Annotated in this window: 13 protein-coding genes; 7 read left to right on the top strand and 6 right to left on the bottom strand. The window is 63.9% G+C overall.

Going from position 1 to position 13,544, the window contains the following annotated elements; translation table 11 throughout:
- Entirely contained in the window at window positions 1-270 is a 270-nt protein-coding gene (locus P3T18_RS06390; RefSeq protein ID WP_429299097.1) for a hypothetical protein, read from the bottom strand.
- Window positions 271-597: 327 nt separating this feature from the next.
- Between P3T18_RS06390 and P3T18_RS06385 the strand changes: the two genes are divergently transcribed.
- Window positions 598-2,442 (top strand): glycosyltransferase family 9 protein, encoded by a 1,845-nt coding sequence (locus P3T18_RS06385; RefSeq protein ID WP_429299096.1) that lies wholly within the window; start codon window positions 598-600, stop codon window positions 2,440-2,442.
- A gap of 77 nt (window positions 2,443-2,519) precedes the next feature.
- On the opposite strand, the gene P3T18_RS06380 is transcribed toward P3T18_RS06385, so the two are convergent.
- The gene (locus P3T18_RS06380) at window positions 2,520-3,026 is read right to left on the bottom strand and encodes an OmpA family protein (RefSeq protein WP_429299095.1); all 507 of its coding nucleotides are present in this window, start codon (window positions 3,024-3,026) and stop codon (window positions 2,520-2,522) included.
- 180 nt (window positions 3,027-3,206) lie between these two features.
- Here P3T18_RS06380 and P3T18_RS06375 point away from each other — a divergent pair, with 180 nt between their 5' ends.
- The 6 genes from P3T18_RS06375 (at window position 3,207) to P3T18_RS06350 (ending at window position 8,936) form a co-directional block, all read left to right on the top strand.
- Complete coding sequence (locus tag P3T18_RS06375) at window positions 3,207-3,989, top strand: chorismate--pyruvate lyase family protein (RefSeq protein ID WP_429299094.1); 783 nt, start codon at window positions 3,207-3,209, stop codon at window positions 3,987-3,989.
- Window positions 3,989-4,462: a DNA-deoxyinosine glycosylase gene (locus tag P3T18_RS06370; protein ID WP_429299093.1), complete on the top strand. Its 474-nt coding sequence runs from the start codon at window positions 3,989-3,991 to the stop codon at window positions 4,460-4,462. Before P3T18_RS06375 ends, P3T18_RS06370 begins: the two co-directional genes overlap by 1 nt.
- A complete protein-coding gene (locus P3T18_RS06365) occupies window positions 4,459-5,394 on the top strand; it encodes a spermidine synthase (RefSeq protein WP_429299092.1) in 936 nt (311 codons plus the stop codon). Before P3T18_RS06370 ends, P3T18_RS06365 begins: the two co-directional genes overlap by 4 nt.
- A gap of 473 nt (window positions 5,395-5,867) precedes the next feature.
- On the top strand, window positions 5,868-6,116 hold the full coding sequence (locus P3T18_RS06360) for a DUF3311 domain-containing protein (RefSeq protein WP_429299091.1): 249 nt from the start codon (window positions 5,868-5,870) through the stop codon (window positions 6,114-6,116).
- A complete protein-coding gene (mctP, locus tag P3T18_RS06355) occupies window positions 6,116-7,666 on the top strand; it encodes a monocarboxylate uptake permease MctP (RefSeq protein WP_429299090.1) in 1,551 nt (516 codons plus the stop codon). The genes P3T18_RS06360 and mctP overlap by 1 nt, the downstream gene beginning before the upstream one ends.
- Window positions 7,667-7,799: 133 nt before the next feature.
- Window positions 7,800-8,936, top strand: coding sequence for an FUSC family protein (locus P3T18_RS06350; protein ID WP_429299089.1), 1,137 nt, complete (start codon window positions 7,800-7,802; stop codon window positions 8,934-8,936).
- Between the two features lie 42 nt (window positions 8,937-8,978).
- Here the strand turns inward: P3T18_RS06350 and P3T18_RS06345 are convergent, their stop codons facing one another.
- The 4 genes from P3T18_RS06345 to P3T18_RS06330 all read right to left on the bottom strand — a co-directional run bounded on the left by P3T18_RS06345 (window position 8,979) and on the right by P3T18_RS06330 (window position 13,530).
- Window positions 8,979-9,401, bottom strand: a complete 423-nt coding sequence (locus tag P3T18_RS06345) for a VOC family protein (RefSeq protein ID WP_429300053.1) — start codon at window positions 9,399-9,401, stop codon at window positions 8,979-8,981.
- A 444-nt stretch (window positions 9,402-9,845) separates the two neighbouring features.
- Window positions 9,846-10,799: a transaldolase gene (gene tal, locus P3T18_RS06340; protein ID WP_429299088.1), complete on the bottom strand. Its 954-nt coding sequence runs from the start codon at window positions 10,797-10,799 to the stop codon at window positions 9,846-9,848.
- A 253-nt stretch (window positions 10,800-11,052) separates the two neighbouring features.
- Entirely contained in the window at window positions 11,053-12,228 is a 1,176-nt protein-coding gene (locus tag P3T18_RS06335; protein WP_429300052.1) for a benzoate/H(+) symporter BenE family transporter, read from the bottom strand.
- A gap of 126 nt (window positions 12,229-12,354) precedes the next feature.
- Window positions 12,355-13,530 carry a vWA domain-containing protein gene (locus tag P3T18_RS06330; protein WP_429299087.1) on the bottom strand — a complete coding sequence of 392 codons (1,176 nt, stop codon included), beginning with the start codon at window positions 13,528-13,530 and terminating at the stop codon, window positions 12,355-12,357.
- Window positions 13,531-13,544: the final 14 nt, after the last annotated feature.

Below are 13,544 nucleotides of genomic sequence, written 5' to 3'. Positions count from 1 at the left end.
TCAGGCGGCCGGCGAATGACCGTGCAGAAGACGCACTTGCGAAAGCACGGACCCGGCGAGTTCCTTGGCTTCCAGGCACGAGTGATGACTGGCCAGCACGCTTGCGGCGAGACTGGCGATGACCGGGCTGGTTTGCTTGGCGGTGTGATGCTGTGCCAGCGCCGAGCCGGCCAGTTCCTTTTCCTGATGCAGCACGCCCGGACGACGCAGAACGACGGCCGCCAGATGCGCGATGCGGTCGGATGTTTCTTTGGGATTCGTAGAACTCAAGCCTTTACTCCTTGATGTTATTGTTGATTCAGACGAAGTCGTGTCGCATTGAAAATCGCCTGAAAAATCATTATGGTTAACTAATTAAAAATCTTCAACGACCATAAATTGAGATTGCTTTATGAGATTAAAAATCGACTATTCGTCCTATTCTCGCGCGAACCAGATTCGGACAATTAAAGGTTTATTTCGTTATTCATAAGCCTCGTCAGTGCCGATTCTTAAAGTCTGCGTTTGCGTATTCAGACGAGCTGAAAATTAAGCTCGCTGCGCGAATTCTTAAGCTCGCTGCGCGAATTCCGTTGCAATCAACATCCATGTATTCCCATGTCAGATTCTTTTCCCACGCAACTCGCTGAACCGCTCTATTCCTTATGGTCCACTTTGCGCGAGCAGGGTGTCGATGCGGCTGTCCAGCGTGCCGTCGAACTCGTCGGGCGCGGCGCGACGCCGCAATTGCATGCCGATGTGTGTGCAAGCGCGGGGCGCTTCGAAGCGGCCTATCACAGCGCATCACAGACGCTGATGCCGGCGCACACCTCGGCGCAACACGATAACGGCGCGCGCCATGCACGGCTCGCGCTGTTTGCCGACGCACTCGGCGACATCGACGCAGCGCGCCGCAACAGCGAGGCGGCGGTGGCGTTGCAATCGTCTGCCGCGACGCTCGAATGGATCGTCTGGCTGAGCGATCGCTGCCTCGCGCACGCAGCGGCTGCGCACATGTTGCGCGCCTACGAGCAGCGCGCGCCGCAGGATGCACGCGCACCGTGGTGGCTGGCGGTCGTGCTTGCGTCGCAAACACAAACGCAGGCGGGTGTAAGCGACGAGCGCCTTGCCGCTCTCTTTCGCGCGTATGCGCTCGATCGCGCGGTTCATCCAGCGTTGCCCTTGCAACTGGTGCTTGCGTTGCGCGAGCGTCGCGACTGGCCGGCGGTCGAACGCGTCTGCCGAGAGACGCTCGCGCATCATCCCGCAGACGCGGAAATTGCCTGGCAACTCAGTCATGCACAGTGGCAGCGTAACGACGCGGCGGCCGCCGAAGCCACCATGCGCGCCGCGGACTCCGCCGCGCCCGGCAACGTGGACGTGCTCGGCGCCATCGGCATGTATCTCGTCGAGCAGGCGCGTTACGAAGAGGGCGAGGCGGCGTTGCATGCCGCGCTGGCCGTCGATCCGTCGGCGGTGGAAGTGTCGGTCGATCTCGCCGACCTGGAGTTGCGGCGCGGCGCGTGGTCGACGGGATGGTCGCGCTTCGAGGCACGTCTCGCGCGCGCGGATCGCGAGCCGAACAACGTGGTGCCGCTCATGCAGCGCGCGTGTCCACGCTGGCGCGGCGAGCCGCTCGGCGGCAAGACGCTGGTCGTCCACAGCGAACAGGGCAATGGGGACGATATCCAGATGGTGCGCTTCGTGCCCGAACTGGCCGCGCGCGTGCGCGACGAAGGCGGCCGGCTGCTGCTCGCCGTGCGCCGCCCGCTGCAGCCGCTCTTCGCGCGTTACTACGCCGATTGCGTGTCGATCGAAGACGGCCCGCTCGGCACGCCGCACTATGCGCTGCCGATGATGAGCCTGCCGGCCGTGCTTCATCTGCAACCGGAGCGGGTGCGCGGTGCGTCCTATCTGCGTGTGGACGCCGCGAAAATGGCAGTCTGGCGTGATCGGCTCGATGCATCCGCTGGCGCGGGAATGCGGCATATTGGACTCGTCTGGTCCGGCAACCCGACGCATCGGCGCGATGCGAAACGTTCCATTCCGCTCGACGCGCTCGAACCGATCCTGGCGCTGCCGAACGTCGTGTTTCATCCATTGACGCCGGGCCGCGCCGCCGACGCGGCCGCGTTAGCGGCACGCGGCTATCGCCTCGACGACCACACCGCTCGCTACACGCAAGGCTTCGACGATGCCGCCGCGCATCTCGCCGCGCTCGATGCGCTCGTCACGATCGACAGCGCGCCGCTGCATCTGGGCGGCGCGCTCGGACGTCCGGTGCTGGCGATGCTCGATCACGTGTCGCACTGGTCGTGGGGCAACGAGGAGACGCAGCCGTGGTACGACTCGGTGGAACTGTTCCGGCAGCCTCGACCGGGCGCCTGGCAGGAGGTCGCGGAACGCGTGGCCGCGCGCATCGCCGTGCTGACCACCACGCTATCCGATACGTCAACGGCTTGAGGCCAACCTCGATCCCGAATAGCAAAACGCCCGCAAGATGCGGGCGTTTTGCATTCCGGCGGTAAGGAAAGACAGGCTTACTTGCGGCCCATCAAGGTATCCATCGTTTCGCCGCGCACGAAAATCTCCGTGCGCCGGTTCAAGGCGCGGCCTTCCGGCGTGTCGTTGCTCGCCACGGGATGGTTGAACGCGTCGCCCTTGGTGCGAATCCGCTCCTGTGCCACGCCGCGCGCGACGAGGGCATAGCCGACCGCCGTCGCGCGGTCGTCGGAGAGCTTCTGGTTGTATTCGAGCGTGCCGACGTTGTCCGTATGACCTTCGACCACGATGGGTTTGCGCGAGCGCTTGAGCAGGACCACCGAGCGGTCGAGCACCGCGCCCGCGTTGCCGCGCACGTCCGAATGATCGAACTCGAATAATGCGGCTTCAGGAAGTTTGACGGCTACGCCGCCGGGAAGCGTCGCGACCTCGATGCCGACCGCTTTGTTCAGCGCGACTTCCTTGTCGCGATCGAGCGGGGCTGCGCAACCCGTAGTCAATAGAACCGACACCGCGCACACCGTTAAGCTCAGAAACTTTCTCATGTCTTCTTTTTCTCCTTGAATATTCGACTCCACGGCGCGGCTGCTTTTTGCAGCGCACGCCGTCGACCTGGTCATGCCTGGCGGTTGTATCTCGCGTCGACGTAAGAGGAGAATCGGAGCACTCCGAAAGCGTGCACGCCTGGAAATGATCTGACGGGTGCGCCGCTATAATCCGACACCATGCCTATTCGTTTCGATGCCGCCGACGCCCACTGGCGCGTCGTGCCCCTCGCCGGCCTCAGCGCCGCTCAGAAAGACTGGTTGACCCGTGGCGGTTCGTTGACCGCGCATCTGCGCGCGCTCGGCGCGGTGGCCGTGCGCGTGACGCGCGAAGCGGTCGCCATGCCGTGGTCCGACGAACACGCCGCATTGGGACTCGCGCCGCGTGCGCCGGTCTGGGTGCGGGAAGTGGTGCTGTCGGTGGATGGCGTGCCGTTCGTCGCAGCGCATAGCGTCGTGCCGCTTGCCGCGAGCGCGGGCGTCTGGCAAGCCACACGGCGTTTGCGCACGCGCCCGCTCGCGGAATTGCTGTACAGCGATAGCAGCGTCGCGCGTTCGGCATTGGTGAGCCGGCGATTGACGGCGCGCCATGCGCTGTTCCGGCTGGCCGCTCGCGACATGGATGGCGCGCCGCCGCATGCTTTGCTTGCCCGGCGCTCGGTGTTCGAGCGGCACGGCGCCCCGCTGATGGTGACCGAGTGCATGCTGCCGGCACTGTGGACGCATCTGGCTTCGAATTCGGCGACGGCTTCGGCAACGGCGCAAAGCGCATCGGCGCGTGAACGGGCTGCGCCATCGACGCAGACGTCGTCGCGCAGTCATTCGCACGAGCATGGAAGGTCGATCGGGCATACGGTGTCGCGCGCGCATGCAGCGTCCGGTGCTTCGTCCGCAGAAAGCAACGCCGCGCGCGCCGGCAAACGCGAGCCGAATCCGGATTCCGATTCAGGGGAGAAGCGCTGATGCTGCGCGGCTTTCCTCCTGTCGTGGCGGCGGATACGCACACGCTGATTCTCGGCAGCTTTCCCGGCGAAGCGTCGCTCGCGGCGACGCAGTACTACGCCCATCCGCGCAACCAGTTCTGGCGTCTGCTCGGCGCCGTGCTCGACGAACCGCTCGCCGACCAGCCCTACGAAGAGCGCTTGCGGCGTCTGCTCGCGCACGGAATCGGCGTGTGGGACGTGCTGGCCGCGTGCGAACGCGAAGGCAGTCTCGACGCGGCGATCCGCAACGCCAGTCCCAACGATTTCGCTTCGTTGCGCGCCCACGCGCCGAAGCTCGCCAAAGTCTGCTTCAACGGCAAGACCGCGGGCCGCTTCGCGCCGGTGATCGGCGAGGCGGGCTACGCAACCCTCGTGCTGCCTTCGTCGAGTCCGGCGAATGCTATGCTCTCGTTCGACCAAAAATTGCGTCTCTGGCGCGACATCCTGACATGACGAAACTGATCAAGCGCGCGTCGGCGGAAGCCCGCGCTTTCCGCCATCGTGACGCCGACGCCGAGCGCGGCGCATCGGATCGACACGCGCAAAAACAGAAGGCCGTACGCACTAAAAAGCGTTCGCAGCACGACGACGATCTGCACGACGCGCCGCAAATCGAAGCGCCGCGCAAGCCGCGTTTCGCGCCGGTGACGTTCTCCGAAGAGGGCGGTGTGCGCTTTCTGCATTTCGGCACGGAATGGGTGCAGGGCGCCATGCGTCTGCGCAAGCCGGATCACATCGAACTCGAATACGCCCAGCAGATGATGGCGTGGCTACTGTTCATCGAAACGCCGAAGCGTATCGTGCAACTCGGTCTCGGCGCGGCCGCGCTCACCAAATTCGCCCATCGCTTTCTGAAGCGCGCGCAGGTCGAGGCCGTCGAGGTGAACCCGGCTGTCGTGGTCGCCGCGCGCACGATGTTCGAATTGCCGCACGACGACGCGCGTCTGACCGTGCATGAAATGGACGCCTGGGATTTCGTCAACGACGCCGCCAATCACGGCACGATCGGCGCGTTGCAGATCGACGTGTATGACGCCACCGCACGTGGTCCGGTGCTCGACAGCGTGGGTTTCTACCGCGCAGTGCGCGCGTGTCTGACCGACGCCGGCGTGGTCACGGTGAACCTGTTCGGCGACCACCCGAGCTTCGTGCGCAACATGAAGCGTCTGAACGAAGCGTTCGACGGCCGCGTGGTGGCCTTGCCCGAAGTGCACGACGGCAACCGCATCGCGATCGCCTTTTCGGGTCCGGCGCTGGACGTGCCGTTCGCGGCGATGCAGGCACGCGCGAAGCTGATCGAAGCCGAACTCGGCTTGCCGGCGCGCAAGTGGATCAAGGGTCTGCAGGAGTCGACCGGACAGAACGGCGCGTCGTTCTCGATCTAGCAGGAATCCGTAGGGTCGGGCGGCATGGCCGCGCCGACCCAAAGCGGTGCATCCGCAACCATGCGGCCTTTGCCGTTGCGGCCACGCGACGGTCCGGCATCGGCGCAGCGCGCCGCGCTTGCCAGGGCAGCGGACGATTGCCTGCTCCAGCGCAATCCAATCCGCTTAACCCACTACAGCCCATCTCGGCCCGTTCCGGCCCATTCGGCCGATAAGCCGTCCCTTCGGCGTTATCCGGGCTGCGCTTTTCCGCCTTTCGCAGCGCGTTTTCCCGGCCGGTAAATCAGCCGGTTTTCGGCCCGAACACGCCTTGCCGCCTCGGGTCCACCCTGCTTGACCGCACGTTCGCGGCTCCTATACTCTTTCGATGCTTTCGGGGCGCCCGTAGCCACAAGCGGGGCGACCGCCCGCCCAGGGTTCACCACCCATCGAGCCGCGGGCCAACATTTCAATAATAGGAAAGAGGAGACGTCATGCCACACGACGCCGACGCGAACAAGGCCAGCAAGCACTGGCTCTGGTTGCTGTTGTTGCCCTGGATCGCGATGATCTGGGTGCCGTCATATAACAAGGTCGAACCGCAGCTGTTCGACTTTCCGTTCTTCTACTGGTATCAGCTCCTCTGGGTGCTGATCAGCGCGATCATCACGGCGATCGTGTACTTCAAGACCAAGACCCGTTCCTCGGGCACGTCGAGCCGCTCGCAAGGGGGCGCACGCTAATGAACGCCACCGCAACTTTCGTCTTCGTTCTGTTTTTCATCGGCGTCACGATTCTCGGCTTCATCGCGGCCCACTGGCGGCGCGGCGATCTCGCGCATCTGGAAGAGTGGGGCCTCGGCGGCCGGCGCTTCGGCACGATCGTCACCTGGTTCCTGCTAGGCGGCGACCTCTACACCGCTTACACCTTCATCGCCGTGCCGGCGCTGGTGTTCGGTGCGGGCGCAACGGGTTTCTTCGCGCTGCCGTACACGATCCTGATCTATCCGTTCGCGTTCGTGGTGTTCCCGAAACTGTGGAGCATCGCTAAACGTCAGGGCTACGTGACATCGGCGGACTTCGTCTCGGCACGCTATGGCAGCCGCATGCTTGCGCTGGCGATCGCCGTGACCGGCATCGTCGCGACCATGCCGTACATCGCCTTGCAACTGGTCGGGATCGAAGTGGTGATCGGCGCGTTGGGCTTCGACACCAAGGGCTTCGTGGGCGATCTGCCGCTCATCATCGCGTTCGCGATCCTCGCGGCCTACACGTACACCTCGGGTTTGCGTGCGCCGGCCATGATCGCCGTGGTCAAAGACGTGCTGATCTACATCACCATCTTTGCCGCGATCATCGTGATTCCGCCGCAACTGGGTGGCTTCGGGCACATCTTCAGCGTGGTGCCGCCCGCCAAGCTGCTGTTGAAGGCGCCGGACGTGTCGAGTCTGAACGGCTATAGCGCTTACGCCACGCTGGCAGTGGGTTCCGCGCTCGCGCTGTTCCTGTACCCGCACTCGATCACGGCGGTGCTCTCGTCGAAGTCGGGCAACACCATCCGCCGCAATATGGCGATGCTGCCGGCCTATTCGCTGGTGCTCGGTCTGCTCGCGCTGCTCGGCTTCATGGCCCTGGCTTCGGGCGTGAAGGACATGCCGGAATTCGCGCCGTACTTCAAGGCGTTCGGTCCGAACTTCGCGGTGCCGGCTTTGTTCCTGCATTATTTCCCGTCGTGGTTCGTCGGCGTGGCGTTCGCGGCGATCGGTATCGGCGCGCTGGTGCCGGCGGCGATCATGTCGATCGCGGCCGCGAATCTGTACACGCGCAACATCCACAAGGAGTTCGTCAACCGCAACATGACGAACGAGCAGGAGACCAATGTCGCGAAGCTGGTCTCGCTGATCGTCAAGGTCGGCGCCGTGGCGTTCATTCTCGGTCTGCCGCTCACGTACGCGATCCAGTTGCAGTTGCTGGGCGGTATCTGGATCATCCAGACGTTGCCGGCCATCGTGCTCGGTCTGTACACGCGCGTGCTCGACTACCGCGGCCTGCTGGTCGGCTGGGCGGTCGGGATTGCAACCGGTACGTGGATGGCGATTTCGCTGAAGCTGGCGGGCTCGATCTTCACGATCCATCTGTTCGGCATGGCCATTCCGGGCTATGCGGCGGTATGGTCGCTGATCGTGAACCTGGTGGTGTCGGTGGTGGTGAGTCTGCTGGTCCGCGCGGCCGGCATGCAGCGCGCCGAAGACCGTACCCGTCCGGAAGACTATCTGGACGTCGTGGAAAGCTGATCGCGACTGCGATCGGCACCGGCCGGAAATTGTCGTAAAGCAACGCCCACGGACGAAAATCCGTGGGCGTTTGTGTTTGCGGGTCACTCCAGGGCAGGATAGCGGAACTGCCCACGCAAAGAGTCGAGCCGCTATGGCTTCTACCGATTCGAATTCCGGTGTCCGCCGCAACGTCGTGCGCCGCTCGGCCTTGAGCCGCATGGTGCGCGCGGTCACGTCGCCGTACTACCGTTACCGGCACGCCAAGGTGCTGCACAGCCTGCGCGTCGGCCTCGCCATGCTGGTCTCGATTCTCGCCACGACCGGCATCGACATTCCTCACGGCATCTGGTCGTCGGTCACGCTGCTGGTGGTGATCGGCGGCTTGCAGCATCACGGCAATATCCGCAAGAAAGCGACGGAACGCGCGCTCGGCACGCTGCTCGGCGCCTCGATCGGGCTCGCGTTGATCGTCGAACAGAATCTGACGGGCTCGCTGCCGCTCACCTACGCGCTGATGTGCATTGCCGCAGCGGTATGCGCGTGGTTCGCGATCGGGTCGTCCGGTTATGTCGGCCTGCTCACGGCCATTACGATGTGCATCGTTGCCGGTCACGGCGACAACCTGATCGACGTCGGCCTGTGGCGCACGCTGAACGTGCTGATCGGTATCGTGATCGCACTGGCTTTTTCATTTGCTTTGCCGCTGCACGCAACGTATTCGTGGCGCTACGGACTGGCCGCCAATCTGCGCGAATGCGCGCGCATCTACACGGGCCTGCTGGACGGTCAGGCGATCAGCGAAGACGAGCAGGTCAAACGCTTTCTGGCGATCAACAAACAGCTCGTGCAATTGCGCTCGCTCATGCCTTCGGTGGCCAAGGAGATCGACGTGCCGCAGGCGAAGCTCGAAGAAATCCAGCGCCTGCATCGGGCCGTGCTCAGTTCGCTCGAGTTGCTGGCGACGGGGCCGTTGATGCGCACGGATGCGGTAGCGCGTGCCGCGTATGCGCAGCAATGCGGGGTGCAGGTGCGCTCGGTGCGCGCCATCCTGCTGGCGATGGCGCGCGGTCTGCGTTTCGGACATACGACGCAGTTCGGTATTCCGGCCTCGTCCTCGCTTGCCGAGATGAGCTGCCAGCTGGCGCCCGACTTGTCCGCCGATCTGCAAGGCCCGTACTGGCTCGGTCAGCGGCTGGCGGAACAGGTGGACCGCCTGCGCGTACTGTTGCTGGAAACCGAGCCGAACTGGAACATCGAGCGCCATTCGCGCAGCTTGCTGAAGACCTAGTTCCGGTTCTGGACGCGGGCGAGGGCGCCGCTACATGTGGCTCTAGGCCTGCTCTTCCGGCGAGCTGACCATCCAGCCGAGACCGAAGCGGTCCTTCACCATGCCGAAGCCTTTGCTCCAGAAGGTGGGCTGAAACGGCAGGTTGACGGTGCCGCCTTCGGCCAGCGCGTTGAAGTATTTTTCAGCGGCTTCGGTGGAGTCGGCCGTGAGCGAGATGTTGAAGCCGCTCATGGGCGGTTCGGCGGGGTCGCAGTGACCGTCGGACGCCATCCAGATCGTCGAGCCGAGCTTGATGCTGGCGTGCATGATCTTTTCTTCGATGCCCGGCCGGATGGTGGCCTGCGCGTCGGGCGGCGCGTCCTTGTAACGCATCTTCATCATGACCTCCGCACCGAGTTTCTGGGTGTAGAAATCGAGCGCCTCTTCGCAACGGCCGTTGAAAAACACGTAGGACTGAACGTACATGATCGTCTCCCGGAATGTGGGTCTGTGGTCGGGCACGCCGCGATGTGTCTGCGCCGCACGACGAACGTGCGAGGGCGCAAAGCCGCGGGCGTGCAGACGATTGTAGTCGTCCGTTGCGGCGGCGTTTGTGACGTTTTGTAGTAGGGGCGGCGAGTGCCGGAACGGTTCGGGATTGGCGCGGCGTGGATTGCAGGCGCGCGGCAAATTAATCGTAAAAAGGGCTTCAAAACGGGCCTCAGAACGGGCCGCAAGCGGACTGCAAACCGTCACGCAAACCCGCTGTAAAGCGCCTGCAAGCGAACCGCAAATCCGGCTTTCAACTTCCCGTAACCAAACCGCGAAGCGAAGCGGATCGGTAAACGACACGCGGCCCCGAGCCGTCAGGCTGGAGGCCGCGTAAGCCGGCGCGTCGGCCGCGAATGGCCGGCGCGTTCGGGCGTCGCTTTAGCGCAGTGCTTCGATCAGCTTTTCGAGCTTCACCGCGTCGGCCGCGAAGGCGCGGATGCCTTCAGCGAGCTTTTCGGTTGCCATGGCTTCGTCGTTGACGAGGAAACGGAACGACGCTTCGTCGACCGGCACGCGTTCGATGTCCGCGCCGTTCGCGAGATCCGGCGACAGTTTGCGCTCCACCTTTTCCGTGCTGTCCTGCAGTTTTTGCAGCAGGTCCGGGCTGATGGTCAGCAGATCGCAGCCGGCCAGTTCCAGGATCTGACCCGGCGTGCGGAAGCTCGCGCCCATCACCTCGGTCTTGTAGCCGAACTTCTTGTAATACGCATAGATGCGGCGCACCGACTTGACGCCCGGATCGTTGGCGCCGCCGTCTTTCGCTTCGTCCCACGCGCTGCCGGCATTCTTCTTGTACCAGTCGTAAATACGGCCGACGAACGGCGAGATAAGTTGTGCACCCGCTTCGGCGCAGGCCGCGGCTTGGGCGAGCGAGAACAGCAGCGTCATGTTGCAGTGGATGCCTTCCTTTTGCAGCACTTCAGCCGCGCGGATGCCTTCCCACGTGGACGCCAGCTTGATCAGCACGCGTTCGCGGCCGATGCCGTGGTCTTTGTAGAGCGCGATCAGCTCGCGGCCCTTGGCGATCGACGCTTCGGTGTCGAACGACAGGCGGGCGTCGACTTCGGTCGAGACGCGGCCCGGAATGATCTTGAGAATTTCGGTGCCGAAGGCGATCAGCAGTTGATCGATGATGGCGCCGACCGGCTTGGAGGCATGCGCCTTGACGGTCTTTTCGAGCAGCGGCTTGTAATCGTCTTTCTGGACGGCCTTCAGAATCAGCGACGGATTGGTGGTCGCATCCTGCGGCTTGTACTGGGCGAGTTGCTGGAAGTCGCCGGTATCGGCCACGACGGTGGTGTATTGCTTGAGTTGCTCGAGTGCGGTTGTCATGTTCGGGCCTTCAGGGCGCGTCTGCGCCGTGGTTCAGGAGAAATGAGGTTGCCGCCGGACGCAGAAACAGCCTGGCGCCGGTGGCCGCGGGTCACGCTGCAGCGTTCCCCCTCCATGGTGCCGGGAAACGCTGCCGGATACTTCTATTCTATGGCGTATCGCCTGATGCAGTGTTGACACTTGCCATTGGCAATCCGTTCAATCGGCCGTCGGCAATCCGCGGAATCGGATTTTCCGTCGGCCCGAAGCCGGGTCAGGCACGCCGCGCGTTCAGCACCACCTGCGTCAGCACGCCGGCCACCAGGCCCCAGAACGCCGAACCGATGGACAGCAGCGTCAGCCCCGACGCGGTGACCATGAAAGTCACCAGCGCCGCTTCGCGCTGTTTCACGTCCTGCATGGCGTTGGCGAGGCCGCTCATGATCGAGCCAAACAGCGCGAGCGCGGCCACCGACACCACTAGCGCCTTCGGCAGCGAAGCGAAGAGCGCGGCGATCGTCGCGCCGAAAATCCCGGCGATCAGATAGAAAATCCCGCACCAGACGGCGGCCGTATAGCGCCGCGCGTGATTTTCGTGCGCTTCGGGACCCGTGCAGATCGCCGCCGTGATCGCCGCAAGATTGATGCCGTGCGAGCCGAACGGCGCGAGCAGCAGCGACGCAATGCCGGTGGTCGAGATCAGCGGCGCGGAAGGCGTGGTGTAGCCGTCGGCGCGCAGCACGGCGATGCCCGGCACGTTCTGCGAGGCCATCGCTACGACGAACAGCGGAATGCCGATGCTGACGCTCGCCGCCACTGTGAACGTCGGCATCGTGAAGACGGGATGCGCGAGTGCCGCGTGAAAGTGGCTGAAGTCGAGCAGCCCGAGGCCGCCCGCCGCGATCGTGCCGACCAGCAGCGTCGTGACGATGGCATAACGCGGCGCCAGGCGTTTGACGATCAGATAGGTGAGGAACATGGTCAGCACGAGCGCGGTCTGGAACTGCGCGGCGCGGAAAATTTCAATGCCAATCTCGAACAGGATGCCCACCAGCAGGGCGGAGGCGATGCCCGCCGGGATTTTTTTCATCAGCGTGTCGAACCAGCCGGTCAGGCCGACCACCGTCAGCAGCACCGCGCACACGATGAACGCGCCGATCGCTTCCGGATAGGCCACGTGCGGCAGCGACGACACCAGCAACGCCGCGCCCGGCGTCGACCAGGCAATCACGATCGGCGCGCGAAAGCGCAGCGACAGGCCGATCGTGCACACCGCCATGCCGATCGAGAGCGCCCAGATCCACGAGGAAATCTGCGCATCGCTGAGATGCGCCGCCTGGCCGGCCTGAAACATCAGGACGAGCGAGCTGGTATAGCCCGTCATCATCGCGACGAAGCCGGCGACGATGGCGGATAAGGACGTGTCGGCGAGCGGTTTGAGCGGGCCCATACGATGGCCGGCAGACGACAGATCAGGCGAAGAAGACGGACTCATGCAAAAAAGTTCTTATAGTAGGTTTGCAAACTGCGGATTGCGCGAAACGGGTAAGGCAGGCAGCCGGCGGTTGACGAAAGCTCACTTGCTCAGCGAACGCATGGCCGTTTCGAGCCCGGCGAGCGTGAGCGGGTACATGCGCTGGCCCAGCACTTCGCGGATCGCGCCGACCGACTGGCGGTAGGCCCACAAACCTTCCGGTTCGGGATTGAGCCAGGCGTGATGCGGGAAATGGTCGGCGAGACGGCGCAGCCAGACGGCGCCGGCCTCGGCATTGTTGTATTCCACCGAGCCGCCCGGTTGAAGCACTTCGTAAGGGCTCATGGTGGCGTCGCCGACGAAGATCAGCTTGTAGTCGGGCGTGAACTTGTGCAGGACGTCCCACGTCGGCGTGCGCTCGGCGTGGCGGCGGCGGTTGTTCTTCCACAGGAAATCGTAGACGCAATTGTGGAAGTAGTAGAACTCCAGATGCTTGAATTCGGCCTTGGCGGCGGAAAAAAGCTCTTCGGTGCGCTTGATGTGGTCGTCCATGGAGCCGCCCACGTCGAGCAGCATTAGCACTTTCACGTTGTTGTGCCGCTCCGGCACCATGCGGATGTCGAGCCAGCCGGCATTGGCCGCCGTGCTGCGGATCGTGTCGGGCAGGTCCAGTTCCTCGGCCGCGCCCTCGCGCGCAAAACGGCGCAGACGCCGCAATGCCACCTTGATGTTGCGCGTGCCGATCTCGACCTGGTCGTCGTAGTCGCGGTAGGCGCGCGCTTCCCATACTTTGACGGCGCTGCGCTGGCCGCCCGCGTCGCCGCCGATGCGCACGCCTTCCGGGTTGTAGCCGCCGTTGCCGAACGGCGACGTCCCGCCCGTGCCGATCCATTTGCTGCCGCCCTCGTGGCGCTCTTTCTGCTCGTCGAACAGTTCTTTCAGGCGCTCCATGAGCTTGTCGAGTCCGCCCATCGCCTCGATCTGCGCCTTTTCCTCCGGCGAGAGATCGCGCTGGAGCTTCTTCTTCAGCCAGTCGAGCGGGATGTCGAAGGCCAGTTCCGAGGCCATCGCGACGCCCTTGAAATACGCGCCGAACGCCTGGTCGAACTTGTCGAAATACTGTTCGTCCTTGACCAGCGTGATGCGCGCCAGATAATAAAAGTCGTCCAGCGACGGCGCGATCACGTTTGCCTTGAGCGCTTCGAGCAGCGTCAGGTATTCCTTGACCGACACCGGCAGTCTGGCGGCGCGCAGCGAATAGAAAAAGTCGATCAGCATGCTGTGTCCTTTGC

The organism is Paraburkholderia sp. GAS199 (genome assembly GCF_050436585.1).
Classification (GTDB): Bacteria; Pseudomonadota; Gammaproteobacteria; order Burkholderiales; family Burkholderiaceae; genus Paraburkholderia.
Note: the sequence above shows the minus strand (reverse complement) of the source record. Positions and strands in the feature narration are given on the sequence as shown.

Bases quoted from the DNA above. Each gene is read 5' to 3' on its own strand.
- P3T18_RS06385 (WP_429299096.1), top strand. From the start codon at position 598: ATGTCAGATTCTTTTCCCACGCAACTCGCTGAACCGCTCTATTCCTTA.
- P3T18_RS06380 (WP_429299095.1), bottom strand. From the start codon at position 3,026: ATGAGAAAGTTTCTGAGCTTAACGGTGTGCGCGGTGTCGGTTCTATTG.
- P3T18_RS06375 (WP_429299094.1), top strand. From the start codon at position 3,207: ATGCCTATTCGTTTCGATGCCGCCGACGCCCACTGGCGCGTCGTGCCC.
- P3T18_RS06370 (WP_429299093.1), top strand. From the start codon at position 3,989: ATGCTGCGCGGCTTTCCTCCTGTCGTGGCGGCGGATACGCACACGCTG.
- P3T18_RS06365 (WP_429299092.1), top strand. From the start codon at position 4,459: ATGACGAAACTGATCAAGCGCGCGTCGGCGGAAGCCCGCGCTTTCCGC.
- P3T18_RS06360 (WP_429299091.1), top strand. From the start codon at position 5,868: ATGCCACACGACGCCGACGCGAACAAGGCCAGCAAGCACTGGCTCTGG.
- mctP (WP_429299090.1), top strand. From the start codon at position 6,116: ATGAACGCCACCGCAACTTTCGTCTTCGTTCTGTTTTTCATCGGCGTC.
- P3T18_RS06350 (WP_429299089.1), top strand. From the start codon at position 7,800: ATGGCTTCTACCGATTCGAATTCCGGTGTCCGCCGCAACGTCGTGCGC.
- P3T18_RS06345 (WP_429300053.1), bottom strand. From the start codon at position 9,401: ATGTACGTTCAGTCCTACGTGTTTTTCAACGGCCGTTGCGAAGAGGCG.
- tal (WP_429299088.1), bottom strand. From the start codon at position 10,799: ATGACAACCGCACTCGAGCAACTCAAGCAATACACCACCGTCGTGGCC.
- P3T18_RS06335 (WP_429300052.1), bottom strand. From the start codon at position 12,228: ATGGGCCCGCTCAAACCGCTCGCCGACACGTCCTTATCCGCCATCGTC.
- P3T18_RS06330 (WP_429299087.1), bottom strand. From the start codon at position 13,530: ATGCTGATCGACTTTTTCTATTCGCTGCGCGCCGCCAGACTGCCGGTG.